Annotated in this window: 12 protein-coding genes and 1 riboswitch; of the genes, 8 read left to right on the top strand and 4 right to left on the bottom strand. The window is 45.6% G+C overall.

The features are described 5' to 3' along the window. The first annotated feature begins 80 nt into the window (after positions 1-80). Positions 81-1,025: a sugar phosphate isomerase/epimerase family protein gene (locus tag GO755_RS05175; RefSeq protein ID WP_157583688.1), complete on the top strand. Its 945-nt coding sequence runs from the start codon at positions 81-83 to the stop codon at positions 1,023-1,025. A gap of 95 nt (positions 1,026-1,120) precedes the next feature. On the opposite strand, the gene GO755_RS05170 is transcribed toward GO755_RS05175, so the two are convergent. From GO755_RS05170 to GO755_RS05160, 3 genes are all read right to left on the bottom strand, one after another. Continuing rightward, positions 1,121-1,894, bottom strand: a complete 774-nt coding sequence (locus tag GO755_RS05170) for an SDR family oxidoreductase (protein ID WP_157583687.1) — start codon at positions 1,892-1,894, stop codon at positions 1,121-1,123. A gap of 61 nt (positions 1,895-1,955) precedes the next feature. Continuing rightward, a complete protein-coding gene (locus GO755_RS05165) occupies positions 1,956-2,489 on the bottom strand; it encodes a hypothetical protein (RefSeq protein ID WP_157583686.1) in 534 nt (177 codons plus the stop codon). Between the two features lie 17 nt (positions 2,490-2,506). After that, positions 2,507-2,860 carry a PadR family transcriptional regulator gene (locus tag GO755_RS05160; RefSeq protein WP_157583685.1) on the bottom strand — a complete coding sequence of 118 codons (354 nt, stop codon included), beginning with the start codon at positions 2,858-2,860 and terminating at the stop codon, positions 2,507-2,509. A gap of 216 nt (positions 2,861-3,076) precedes the next feature. Between GO755_RS05160 and GO755_RS05155 the strand changes: the two genes are divergently transcribed. From GO755_RS05155 to GO755_RS05125, 7 genes are all read left to right on the top strand, one after another. Beyond that, positions 3,077-4,420 carry a M16 family metallopeptidase gene (locus tag GO755_RS05155; RefSeq protein WP_157583684.1) on the top strand — a complete coding sequence of 448 codons (1,344 nt, stop codon included), beginning with the start codon at positions 3,077-3,079 and terminating at the stop codon, positions 4,418-4,420. 59 nt (positions 4,421-4,479) lie between these two features. Then, complete coding sequence (locus GO755_RS05150) at positions 4,480-5,856, top strand: M16 family metallopeptidase (RefSeq protein WP_157583683.1); 1,377 nt, start codon at positions 4,480-4,482, stop codon at positions 5,854-5,856. Between the two features lie 81 nt (positions 5,857-5,937). Further along, positions 5,938-6,148: riboswitch (cobalamin riboswitch) on the top strand. A gap of 129 nt (positions 6,149-6,277) precedes the next feature. Further along, entirely contained in the window at positions 6,278-8,194 is a 1,917-nt protein-coding gene (locus GO755_RS05145) for a TonB-dependent receptor plug domain-containing protein (RefSeq protein ID WP_157583682.1), read from the top strand. Between the two features lie 3 nt (positions 8,195-8,197). Then, positions 8,198-9,256, top strand: a complete 1,059-nt coding sequence (locus tag GO755_RS05140) for a YncE family protein (protein ID WP_157583681.1) — start codon at positions 8,198-8,200, stop codon at positions 9,254-9,256. After that, positions 9,253-9,984, top strand: a complete 732-nt coding sequence (locus GO755_RS05135) for a Dph6-related ATP pyrophosphatase (protein ID WP_157583680.1) — start codon at positions 9,253-9,255, stop codon at positions 9,982-9,984. Before GO755_RS05140 ends, GO755_RS05135 begins: the two co-directional genes overlap by 4 nt. 296 nt (positions 9,985-10,280) lie before the next feature. Further along, the gene (locus tag GO755_RS05130) at positions 10,281-10,811 is read left to right on the top strand and encodes a gluconate 2-dehydrogenase subunit 3 family protein (RefSeq protein ID WP_157583679.1); all 531 of its coding nucleotides are present in this window, start codon (positions 10,281-10,283) and stop codon (positions 10,809-10,811) included. Between the two features lie 104 nt (positions 10,812-10,915). After that, a complete protein-coding gene (locus tag GO755_RS05125; RefSeq protein WP_157583678.1) occupies positions 10,916-12,628 on the top strand; it encodes a GMC oxidoreductase in 1,713 nt (570 codons plus the stop codon). A 104-nt stretch (positions 12,629-12,732) separates the two neighbouring features. On the opposite strand, the gene GO755_RS05120 is transcribed toward GO755_RS05125, so the two are convergent. Continuing rightward, complete coding sequence (locus GO755_RS05120) at positions 12,733-13,005, bottom strand: hypothetical protein (RefSeq protein WP_157583677.1); 273 nt, start codon at positions 13,003-13,005, stop codon at positions 12,733-12,735. Positions 13,006-13,562 lie beyond the last annotated feature (557 nt).

Raw genomic sequence — 13,562 nt, 5'->3', positions numbered from 1 at the left:
TATGAGGCCAGTAAACAGTAGGTTTATACCATTTTCTCATTTATTATAGATATCGCAAAACGCCTGAATCCGGTTCGTTCATGTCTCAATCTATAACTCGTCGTCAAACACTGGCGGCCCTGACTGCCTCTGTAGGCGCATCTCTATCGTCAAATTCATTGGACGCCATGCCTGCTCCAACTGCACAGCCTTCCTTTACGCTTTGTCTGAATATGAGTACGATTCGTGGGCATAAACTTGGATTCGTAAAAGAATTGGAAGTAGCCTCAAAGGCTGGTTTTCGATCAGTTGAAATATGGGTTGAGACTTTACAGACTTATTTGAAATCTGGGGCTACTACGGCTGATGCCCGTAAAATCTTGAGCGATACTGGAATAAAAGTTGAAAATGCAATTGGATTTGCACCCTGGATTATCGACGATGAAGCTGCTCGTGCTAAAGGCGTTGCCCAACTCAAGAGCGAAATGGAGATGCTGGCCGAAGTTGGCTGTAAGCGGGTTGCAACTCCACCTATTGGTGCTCAATCGCCGGGGAGTCCCAAAATTGATTTGTATAAAGCTGCCGAACGTTACCGCACCATTTTAGAAGTAGGTGATAAAACAGGCGTTGTACCACAATTGGAATTATGGGGGTTCTCGCCCAATCTGAGCCGATTAGGCGAAGTTATGTTCGTGGCAATTGAAAGCGGCCATCCATCGGCAAGAGTGTTACTGGATATTTATCACCTCTATAAGGGCGGTTCTGGCAATGTGAGTCTGCCATTGGTTGGTAAACCAGCCATTGAGGTTTTTCATGTAAATGACTACACTGCCGACTTTACCCGCGAAAAAATCACTGATGCTGATCGAGTTTTTCCTGGAGATGGTGTTGCTCCAATTAAGGAAACGCTAAAGCTTATTAAGCGTCCTGATCGACCAATTGTGCTGTCGTTGGAGGTTTTTAATAAGATGTACTACGCACAGGAAGCTCAAGTAGTAGCGAATACTGCTATGGCGAAGATGAAAGCAATGGTAGCTGGGGTTTAACTAATAAGGAGGGGTCATAAACAATCAAGGGTAGGCAGGAGTAGTCAGATATTGTTTAGCAATTTTTGACTACTCCTGCCTACCCTTGATTGTTTTTAATAAGCCCAGGCCATCAATCCGCCATCTGCCGAAATCGTTTGACCAGTGACGTAGCTGGACGCAGGCATACACAAAAAAGAAACAACAGAAGCTACTTCTTCTGGTTCGCCAACTCGATTCATCGGAGTACGTTTCAGTATTCCTGCTAATTTTTCAGGATTGGTAAGAACGGGAGTTGCCAGTGGTGTTTTTATATACCAGGGTGCCACCGCATTCACCCGAATTCCATCGGAAGCCCACTCAACAGCCAGATTTCGGGTAAGCTGAAGCATGGCAGCTTTGGACATTCCGTAGAGGGAACCACTACTTGTATGGGCTAAACCCGATACCGACGAAATCATTACGATCTTGCCGCCAATACTAGACGCTTTCAGTAATGGATAAGCGGCTTGACTTAATTCATAAGCTGAGCGCTGGTTTGTATTCAGAACATGCTCGTAATCGGCAGAACTATAATCAGCGGTGGCTTTGCGAATGTTGGTTCCTGCATTATTGACCAAAATATCCAAGCTTCCCCACTTTTCGTTAACAGCATCAATGACCTGAGTTGCTATGCCAAGCTTACTCATATCAACGGCTAAGCCATCGACCAGATGTCCTTGCTGTCGATATTCCGTTAACTGCTGCTGAAGTAAGTGATTGTCACGGGCAACGATAAATACGGACGCGCCGAGGTTCAGAAATTGCCGAACAATGGCTTCGCCGATTCCTTTGGTTCCGCCCGTTACGAGGGCACGTTGACCGCTAAGCGACCAAAGCGATTTTGTCATGTAGGTTTGTAGTTTTTGGTTGCGTCATAAAACTACATAGTAGGAATTACAAACCATAAAATTAACCTTCTTCGTGGTCGGGTATGGATTCCCAACGTTCCTGTTGTAGGAAATACATAACTATCGCTCCTGTAACAGCCCCCACTCCGATGATCCACACCAGTCCCCAGGGACTCCAGTAAGACCAGTTTTTTTGACTAATCAGATGCAATAAGGCAATCATCATCAGCCCAAGCCCTAATGCTCCACCCAACGCGTACACTAATGTCTTTTGGTAGGATTGTCGCAATGAATAGGCTCCGTAGGATTTATTGCGAAACTGAAACAGTATATCATCAAGACTAGCTTCGGCAAGCTGTGCCTCCGAAAAAGTCAGCTCCTCTTGATAGAGTTTACGGAGCTTTTGAACTGATTCTGCATTGGCGTCTAGTAGGGTTCTTTGCAGTGCTGATTCAAAAGGAAGACCAATCCACAGGTAATGTTCGACTTCGCAAACAAGATGGTCAAGTAGTTCGTTGAGCAGCCCGTCGGAGAGGCCACTTTGTAAAAGGTATTTGTGGATACGGTCTATTTGCTGAGGATTTAGCTTTTCCATATGCGTAAGGGATTAAATCAATTGCCATAGGCCAGATTAGGAGGTGTTTGAAATAATTGCTGCATATAGTCGACAAAGCGCTCAAATTCAGAGATCTTCTGAATAGCCATTTGAGTGCCGCTATCTGTTAAGGAGTAATATTTACGTAGTCGACCATCCACTTCAACCGACTCATTTATCAGTAAACCTTCCTGCTCCAGCTTGTGAAGGACCGGATAAAGCGCTCCAAAAGTCAACGTCAGTTCGCCACGGGTCCGCTCTTTGACGGCCTGAGTTATCTGATAGCCATACATTTTATTCTGTTCGGAGAGTAGCTTTAAGACAATCGTCTTCAAGGTTCCTCTTAAAAACTCACTACTGACTTGTTCCATAAATTACCTATGGTTTATTCCCTTACTTTCTATTACGAATATATATAAGAAAATTAAATATACAAGTAATGGATTGAATTTTTTTAATCTATCTGCTCTTCAGCTCGCAACGTGGGGAGCTTAAAGGTTGTCTTTCAACCAAACGCTGAGTGCTACCATTTTTGGCAATCCCCTATTTCGCCAGTAATTTTAGATTTCCCAATTAAAACTATACTCATGAACAAACGAATCGGTCTGCTGGCCGGGTTGACGTTCGCAACGGGCATTGTACTAGCGCAGAACAAACCCAAGCCAGAGGATGTGCAAACCTTTACGCTCAAAAATGGCATGAAATTCATGGTCCTCGAAGACCATTCGATTCCAAACGCCAATTTCTATTCATTCTGGAAAGTCGGTTCCAGGAATGAGGTACATGGCATAACGGGCCTCTCACACTTTTTTGAACACATGATGTTCAACGGGGCTAAAAAATACGGTCCCAAGCAGTTCGACCGTGTTATGGAAGCCAATGGCGGATCGAACAACGCTTATACGACCGAAAATAATACAGTCTATACCGACTGGTTTCAGAGCGGTGCACTCGAAACAATCTTCGACCTGGAAGCCGATCGTATTCGTGACTTAGCCATCGATCCAAAAATGGTTGAAAGCGAACGGGGTGTTGTTTTGTCGGAACGGAGTACGGGTTTGGAAAACAGTAACTATCGAGTTATTAACGAGCTAGTGCAGTCGGTCGCTTTTGTTGAGCACCCATATATGTTTCCGGTGATTGGTTTTGAGTCGGATATTAAGAAATGGACGCAAGCTGATTTGGAAAAGTATTTTAAGACGTATTACTCGCCTAATAATGCCGTTGCCGTAGTGGTTGGCGATGTAAATGCGGCTCAGGTCAAGAAGCTGGCCGAGCAATATATTGAGCCGATTCCAGCGCAAAAACTGCCCGATAGCTTACGCACTGTAGAGCCTCCCCAAAATGGCGAACGTCGAGCAACAACTTATAAAGACGTAGCGACGCCTAATATTTTGCTGGCTTATCATACACCCGCAACCCGCCATCCCGATTATTATGCCCTCGATTTGCTCAGTGGCGTACTCAGTTCGGGGAACTCGTCGCGTTTAGTCAAATCGCTGGTACTCGATTCTACCATCGCATCGCGGGTATTCAGCAATATGGATCAGTCGTTCGACCCGAGCTTATTTTCGATTTATGCTATTGCGGCCAGTAATATATCTGCTGAGCAATTAGAGCGGTCGATACTTAATCAGATAGACAAGGTGATCAATGAAGGTATTACCGATGTAGAATTGCAAAAGTTGAAGAATCAGAAATTGATGGAGTTCTATCACACAATGGAGTCGATCAATGGAAAGGCGAATTCATTGGGGACTTATGAGCTATTTTTCGGGGACTACAAAAAGCTGTATGAAGCTCCGGCTCTCTATGAGAAAGTAACTAAAGAAGATGTGCAGCGCGTGGCCAAGACTTATTTGACCAGTCGTAACCGCACTGTCGGTTATCTATTGCCAGAGCCTAAGACGAATCCTGCTAAAAACAATTAATCCTCAAATCTATAAGCCGGGCCGCCAGGCAGTTGCCCAGGCATTATAGGTTTCACTATATGAAATCGATACTCATTTTTATTACTACTCTGTTCATAACAGGCGCGTCGTTGGCGCAGACATTTAAGGTACCACCTTATCAGAAGTTCAAGCTCAAAAATGGACTTACGATTTATTTGATGGAGCAGCATGAAGTGCCGCTTATTAATATCTCGGCCGTATTCGATGCGGGAGCTGTGCAGGATGGAAGTCGTTATGGTTTGTCCAATATGACTGCCGAAGCACTTCTGTTCGGGAGTTCTAAATACACGAAGTCGCAACTGGAAGAAAAAATCGAATATGTTGGGGCCAGCGTGGATACCTACGCAGGTAAGGAGGTTGCTAAGCTGACATCTTCATTTGCCGTAAAGGATCAGGATTTACTGTTCGATATTATCCAGGATGTGATTACGAAACCGACCTTCGATCAGGTTGAATTTGATAAGTATAAGCAACGACAGCTGCTTCAGTTAACGCAACAGAAAGAAAGTCCCCGTGGTGTGATTAATTCCTATTTCAACCGATTTGTATACGAAGGTCACCCGTATGCAAATCCTCTCACAGGTACACCAAGCTCAGTTTCGGCGGTTTCAGCAACCGATGCCCGGCAGTTTTATCAAAAGTATTATACTGCCGATCGGGCGGCTATTGCCATTGTGGGTGACTTCAATACGGCGGAGATGAAAAAACGCGTTACCGATTTATTCGGTAGCTGGAAAACGGCACCATCAACGTCACCAGCCTTGACAGAGCCGACCTTCTCGTTTAATAAGAACCGAGTGTTGTTAGTAAACAAAGATGATGCCCGCGAAACGACGTTCTTGATTGGTGGTAAAGGAATCACTCAAAACAACCCCGACTTTATTCCGGTAACTGTAGTCAATACAATTCTGGGGGGACGATTCACCTCCTGGCTGAACGATGCGCTGCGTGTGAATTCGGGCCTGACCTACGGAGCGAGCAGCCGTTTCGGTACGTATCGAAAGAGTGGTACGTTTGCTATCTCAACCTTTACAAAGGTTAGCACGACTACGCAGGCAATCGACATGGCTTTGCAGGTTCTCGATAGCCTGCACAAAACGGGTATCGATGAGAAAACGCTGGCATCGGCTAAGAACTACGTCAAAGCTGATTTCCCGCCACGATACGAATCGGCTAGTGAGTTAGCGAACCTATTGACGGATATGTTCAGTATGGGCTTCGATGAGTCGTTCATTAATAATTTCCAGAAGAACGTCGATGGGCTAACGGTGGCTAAAACGCGCCAGATCATTGATCAGTATTTTCCGAAAAATAACCTCCAGTTTGTGCTTGTTGGTAAGGCAGAAACCATTCGGGATAAAGTGAAAAAATACGGAACTGTCACCGAGAAAGAAATCAAGGCCGACGGATTTTAAGTTAGTTTAAACACAGGGGCACGGAGTGCACGGAGATGGATTTCTTTGTGCACTCCGTGCCTCTGTGTTTAAATTCCTTTACCTTTGCCCTGAGTTTTAGGTGCCTAACGTCATTTCATGATGACTTTCGAGGCTTAATAGGGAAGTTGGTGCAAAACCAGCGCTGTCCCCGCAACTGTAAGTCTGTTTACAAAATCGGTTCAAGCTACATAACCACTGCGTTTAGAATCAGCGCGGGAAGGTCAGAACCGACAAGACGAGCCAGGAGACCTGCCCAAAACCATCCGTTGTTCTGGTGTTCGGAGGAAACACCCCAACCGCGTGCGAATGATCTGATAATTCAGCGATCCGACGCATCAAAAAGCATATTTAGTCAAAAGTTATCGTGGTAAAGCAAGCCCTTCTTTGTTGGGTATTGAGTATGGCTATTGTCCTGTCAACTGGCCGTAGCAGTTTCGCGCAAACCGATTCGTTGATAGCGGCAATGAATCGGGTGGAAACTGCCGTGCCCTTATCAGCGGTGACCGTGCGAGACATTGCCCCTGAACGGTTCCTGGCAGGGCAAAAACTACAGCGTATTGACTCGACAATCCTGCTACAATTTAAGTTTGGTTCCTTAACCGATCTATTGGCGCTCAATACGCCATTAGCTTTCAAAAACTACGGTCCGGGCCAATTGGCAACGATTGCCTTTCGGGGCACATCTGCTAATCATACTGCTGTTCTTTGGAACGGAATTAATATCAATCAACCTAACCTGGGGCAGACGGATTTCTCCACGCTACCCGTTGCTGGTTTCGACCGATTAGCCGTGCAGTACGGTTCATCGGCGAGTGCAGTTGGTTCCGATGCCGTGGGAGGGAGTATTCTTCTGGGCAGTAATCCCGGCTGGAAATCAGGAATACAAGCAACGATTGGCCAACAATTGGCCAGCTTTCAGAATAACCAGACTCAGGTAGGCGTTCGCTATGCGTCGGCACTAGGGCAAAGTTGGAAACTGTCGGGTAAGACGTTTGCCTACCGAAATCAGTTTAACAACGCTTACCCATACACCGAACGGCAGCATTATTTTCTGGAACCGTCAACAACGGCACAACGCGGATTCATTCAAGATCTCTATTTCCTGCATAAAAGTGGGCGGCAGATTTCCATTAATGCCTGGTTGACCGACAATGATTTGATCATTACGCCCCAGGACACCATTGCCCGCGAACGCACCCGGACGCAATCGGCACGGTTGCTGGCTACTTACGAAGCGAATCGCATGACATTCCGGGTTGGCTGGATTCGCGATGTGTTGGACTACGCGAAGCAGAACTTCGACAATCCAAGCCATACCGAAACAGAGCGGCTTATCAGTCGGGCAGAACGTGAATTCGCTCTACTATCTGGCACAAACCGGCAGTTGAATCTGCGTATTGGCGGTGAGTGGTCGCATTACCGCACTAGAACAGATGGTTATGGGGGCCAATTGATTCAGGAAGATAGAGGAGATCTATACGCGTTACTTCGTTTTCAAACGACTCGCTGGCTTGTATCGGCCAATATTCGCCAAGCGTTCGTGACGCGCTTTAATCCACCCATTACACCATCGCTTGGAGCTGAATATCAACTTGTTAAACGTGACCGGTTTAAGCTAACCGCTAAAGGGTCAGTAAGTCGAAGCTATCGCGTACCAACCTTAAACGAACGCTACTGGATTGACCTCGGCAATCCAAACCTGTTGCCCGAAAGTGGCCTGAATTTCGAGGCTGGTTTAGCTGCCAATACGCCCTTGTCTGACCGGGTTAACCTGACAACTGAGCTAACAGGTTATCATAATCGCGTAGATAACTGGACATATTGGAACCCGACCACCAATTACCACGTCGAAAACCTCCAATTGGTCGTCGCTCGTGGAATTGAATTTAACACCAACCTGACTTATGTACAGAATAGTTGGCGAGCGGGACTACGACTCGGTTATGCACTGACGCGTTCCTCGCAGGAGCGTGCCTATGATGCCTATTCGCAGGATGTGATCGGGAAACAGCTGGTGTATGTACCGATTCATACGGGGACACTCAATGCCTACCTGCAACACGGTCAAACACGGCTTAGTGTACAAATGCAGGCTAATTCTCGTCGGTATATCACCTTCGACAACAGTCAATTTTTTAAAGGGACTACGTTGACAAACATACTTTTGGAGCATTCGCTTACATGGAAGACTGTTCCGATTCGAGTGCAAGGACAAGTCAATAATGTGTTCGACGCCCTGGTAGTAGGGGTAAAGCGAAATGCGCTTCCGGGGCGAAACGGGGCAATCAATCTAATTATCAATTTTCCTTCTTTATAATTCATGAAAAATCAATTGACCAAATCAATTGCAATTGGGCTGGTCGCCCTGAGTGTCTGGAACTGTAAAACGTCTGACCCAGAACCAACCCCTTATGAATCGGGCGTGTTTATTCTGAATGCAGGTAATTTCTCCAACAACAATGGAACGGTCTCGTTTTTATCGCGTAACAGCAATACAGTTGCTACTAATATTTTTCAGACGGCTAATCCTTCGTTAGTATTGAGTGGTGGCGTACAGGGATATACAGAAGTCAACGGCAAAGGCCTGATTCTGGTCGATAACAGTACGGCTGGTCAGGACAAGGTTGAGATTGTGGAAACTGGTACATTCGTGTCTCGCGCTACGCTGAAAACTCCTAATATCGAAAATCCCCGTCAGGTTATCGCAGTTGGTCCAAACAAAGCGTATATCAGTTGCTGGGATGTTTCGGGCGATTATAGTGCCGGCACGTTTTATAAAGATCCTGGTTATATCGCGGTTGTCGATTTGAATACCAACACAGTGACGAAAAAAATTCCAGCGGTGAAAGGTGTTGAAAAAATGGTTGTTTCTGGGACTGAAGCGTTTGTCGGTAGCAATACTTATAGTGGCGATCAAACACTGCTAATAGTCGACCTAAATACGGATACGGAGAAGCAGCGTATCGCTTTCGGCTCAACTCCTGAGCCAATTGCGCTTGACGCAACTGGTAAATTGTGGCTACAGGCTGGTAAAGATTTAGTTCAGCTAGATCCTGCGAGTCGGGTTGTGGCAAAACGGTTGACGTTTGCGGCTGCTCCAGGTTCTGTAACCATTAGTGCAGACAAAAAGTCATTCTATTATACCCTAAGCGGTAAAACCTATACTATTTCGACTGATGCTACTACAGCATCGGGCAGTATCGTTATATCCCGGTCATTCAGTACGCTTGGGATTGATCCACAAACCAACCGAATTTACGGTACTCAGAATCCGCTACTTTATACACAAGCAGGCTATGTAATTCGCTATGAATCAACAGGTACATTAGTTGACTCTGTAAAAGCAGAAATCGCTCCCTCTGGCTTTTATTTCCGATGAGTCGACAACGGGCTATTATGAACTGGAGCGGAGGTAAAGACTCTGCGCTGGCTCTGTATCATAGTCTCCGGTCAGGGCGTTGGGATATTCATAGTTTACTGACATCGGTGAACGACCGACATGAGCGTATCAGTATGCATGGCGTTCGGACGGAATTGTTAAATGCTCAGGCAGAACGTTTAGGACTTCCAGTGCAGCTATTGCGGCTATCGGGCGATGTGTCGATGGAAACCTATGATGCCCAACTGCACCAGGTACTTCAGTTATTTCAGGAACAGCATGTTACGCACTCTATTTTCGGAGATATTTTTCTGGAGGATTTACGTCACTATCGGGAAACTCAGTTGCAAAGAGTGGGTTTAACAGGTGAATTTCCACTTTGGAAGCGAAACACGACCGAGCTGATTCATGAGTTTGTTGATCTGGGTTTCCGGGCCGTGCTCGTTTGTGTTAATGAAAAGCAGCTAGGAGCAGAGTTCGTAGGCCGAGAATTGGACCTGGATTTACTGAAAGACCTACCCAAAACGGTTGACCCTTGTGGCGAAAATGGAGAATATCACTCGTTTGTGTACGATGGCCCAATTTTTTCGAGTCGAGTCGGGTTTATCAAAGGGGAAGTAGTTCGACGAACTTATGGCCCCTCGGGAAGTACTGATGGCTCTATAAACGACTCGGATCGAGGCTGGGATACGGGCTTCTGGTATCAGGATTTGATTCTACCAGAATAAGGTAAATCGTTCAAAAGCTTGAAATTTAAACATGAATGGGCCCTACTAATTAGCTTATTGGTAGGGCCCATTCATGTTTTAGCCAATTCACTCGTTATTGAATAGCCTGAAAAAGGCCGAAAACAGTTATCCTTGATTAGGGAAGCATTTTTTTGATAAAAAGAGGATATTTAACAGTCTTTAGTCTTCTTAAGATTAAAAACGCGTGATTTTTGCCTTGATCAGAATACCTTAGCTTATTTGGTTTTAACTTTCTTCGTTGAAAAACAGACTTATTACAAATACCTATTTAACCTATGAAACGTAGAGAAGCCTTACAACAGGCCGCCCTGATGATGGGCGGAATTCTGTCGGCACCCACACTGGCGGGCGCTATGGGACGAATCACGAACATGGGCCCGAGTATAGACGTAACTGCCGAGCAGGAAGCGTTATTAGCCGAGGTCGCCGATGTGATTATTCCAACTACCAGCACACCCGGGGCCAAAGCTGCCGGAGCCGAAAAATTCATTGTTCGGGTCATGCGCGATTGTTACCCCAAAGCCGATCAGGAGCAATTTTATGCCGGACTGGCCAAGTTGGATGCGAGTAGCAAAACCAAATTTGGGAAAGACTTCATAGGATTAGATACGGCTCAGAAAAACGAAATGGTAAAACAAACCATGACCGATGATAAGCCCTTCTTCATGCGCATGAAAGAGCTTACCACAACGGGTTACTTTACGTCTGAAATCGGCGCTACCAAAGCCCTCGAATACCTGCCCGTACCCGGCCAGTTTAACGGATGTATGCCACTCAAACCCGGTCAGAAAACCTGGGCATTATAAAAAAGTGGTAAGCTGTAAGTGATCAAGTGGTAAGTATGGTGCTTGCCTGAATATAATTGATACGCTTACTTACTGCTTACCACTTGTCAACTTACAATTATATCATGAACCTCAATATCGATTCCATAAAAGATCAGACCTACGACGCCATTGTCATTGGGTCGGGCATTACAGGTGGTTGGGCTTCCAAAGAGCTGACCGAAAAAGGGTTACGCGTATTGATGCTCGAAAAAGGGCACCAGCTTGAACACGTCAAGGACTACGAATACGCCATGAAAGACCCCTGGCAGACTAAATACAATGGTCGGCTAACGATGGCGCAGAAAGAATCGCATCCAAAACTAGCCCGCGATTATCCATACAATGAAATGACCGAAACGTATTGGATGAAAGATACCGACTCGCTGTATAAAGAAGACAAGCGATTCGACTGGTATCGGCCAAATATCGTTGGAGGTAAGTCCATTATGTGGGGTCGTCAGTCGTATCGCCTGAGCGATATTGACTTTGGCGCCAATTTGAAAGATGGTATCGCAATTGACTGGCCGATTCGCTATAAAGACGTAGCACCCTGGTATTCGTACGTCGAGAAATTCGTGGGTATTTCGGGCGAAAAATTGAACCTGCCGCAGTTGCCCGACAGCGAATTTTTGCCACCCATGGAAATGTATTGTGTGGAGAAAGAAGTGCGGAAGCGCATTGAAAAGAACTTCCCTGGTCGCGTTATGACGATTGGCCGGGTAGCTAACCTTTCGAAAGCCGGAGAAGCGCAGTTAGGCGTTGGCCGCGCTCCATGCCAGTACCGAAACAAATGCTCGCTCGGATGCCCTTATGGTGCTTATTTCAGTACGCAGTCCTGTACGTTACCGCCAGCCGCCAAAACCGGTCGACTGACGTTGCGTCCCGATTCGGTTGTGACGGAGATTCTATACGACGAAAACAAAAAACGAGCAACGGGTGTCCGTATCATGGATGCAGTTACACTCCAACCCAAGGAGTATTATGCTAAAATTGTTTTTGTGTGTGGTAGTGCACTTGGATCAACGGCTGTTCTACTGAACTCCAAATCAAACCGTTTTCCAAATGGCTTCGGGAACGATTCGGGCGAACTGGGTCACAATCTGATGGATCATCACTTCCGCACAGGTGCATCGGGCATTTGGGAAGGTGATCTGGATAAATACTACATTGGTCGGCGGGCGAATGGCATTTACGTGCCACGTTATCGGAACATCGGGACCGATAAACGAGACTATTTACGTGGCTTTGGTTATCAGGGTGGCGGTAGTCGAACAGGTTGGCAGCGCAACATTGCCGAAATGAGTTTCGGGGCTGATTATAAAGATGAACTCACGAAACCTGGTCCCTGGACAATGGGCTTGGGTGGATTTGGTGAGACATTACCGTACCACGAAAACCGCATGTATCTCGATAAAAATGAGAAAGACAAATGGGGTATGCCACTTGTTGTATTCGACGCTGAATTAAAAGAGAATGAGAAGAAAATGCGCGTCGATATGATGAACGATGCCAAAGAAATGCTGGAAGCATCGGGGTTGAAAAACGTTAAGTCCTACGACAACGGTTCTTATTTAGGCATGGCGATCCACGAAATGGGAACAGCTCGCATGGGCCGCGATCCGAAAACGTCAGTCCTGAATGCCAATAATCAGGTTCATGGCGTTAAGAACGTGTTTGTGACAGATGGTGCCTTCATGGTATCGGCTTCGTGCGTAAATCCTTCGCTAACCTATATGGCCATGACAGCGCGAGCTGCCGATTTTGCAGTGAAAGAGATGAAGCGGCAGAATATATAAATGATTGAATAAAAAGAGTCCCCGTTGTACTGAAGTTCAGATACAACGGGGGCTTTTGCTATATAAATACTCTCTGATTTTAAAATACCTTAAGTAAGCGATTACTATTTGGATATATCAAGACTCATATGTCTGGCGATTATTTGTAAAGAGCGGGCCTGTTTGTCGGGTGTTCTACTATCAAAGGCTAGCTTTTCAATGGCAACAAGCGGAAATATCCACCCCTGTTTCATTGAGTCCCATTCATTGGAGCAATGGATAACTTCCTCAAATTCGGCTTCAGTCCACTTATCGAGTGCATTCAATTCATTCAATCGTTTTTTTTGTTGGTGTAAGATCAGGGAAATCTCTTTGGGTATTGACTGTTTTGTTCTCATAAAGCTTGCCTGCTTTGGCTCAGGCAAACGTCAGCAAAACCAGCGCCAAATTGATTCTGATTAATCTGCCTAATTATCAAGTATTTAGTCTTTAGTCTTAACGTATGGACTGGCTGCATAAAGCCCGATTTACGGACCCTGACAGGTGAGTTAGACTGACTAGCGGGGAAAAGTAACAGATATGTTAAAAATAGTGACTGACTATAGTAAAGGACAGTAGTATCCTTAACGCTCCTCTGGTAAGTAAAAACTATATACGCCTGTTATAGCTCCAAAACTACTTACTGTTTATTCTGGGTAGCTTTGAAAGGTATGAAGAGCCAATTTAGTGGAGTAAACACATTATAACCGCTAATCAATGGTATCGGAAAGACTAAATCGATTGTGTATTTCACTACTCGTCATTGTTAGCTTTTTAGCAGGCTTTTCAGTTTATTGTGCAGTCCTGATTCACTGGGTAGGCGCTGTCTCGAATAGCACCAGCAAGCCTACTCAAGCCATTGGCGAAACGGCTATTCTATTACTTTACACTTGGCTGGGTATTCGCTTTTGTCACA

Origin of the sequence: Spirosoma arboris, assembly GCF_009754945.1 — a bacterium.
Lineage (GTDB): Bacteria > Bacteroidota > Bacteroidia > Cytophagales > Spirosomataceae > Spirosoma > Spirosoma arboris.
The sequence above is the reverse complement of the archived record's forward strand: the minus strand, read 5'-3'. Positions and strand labels throughout refer to the sequence as shown.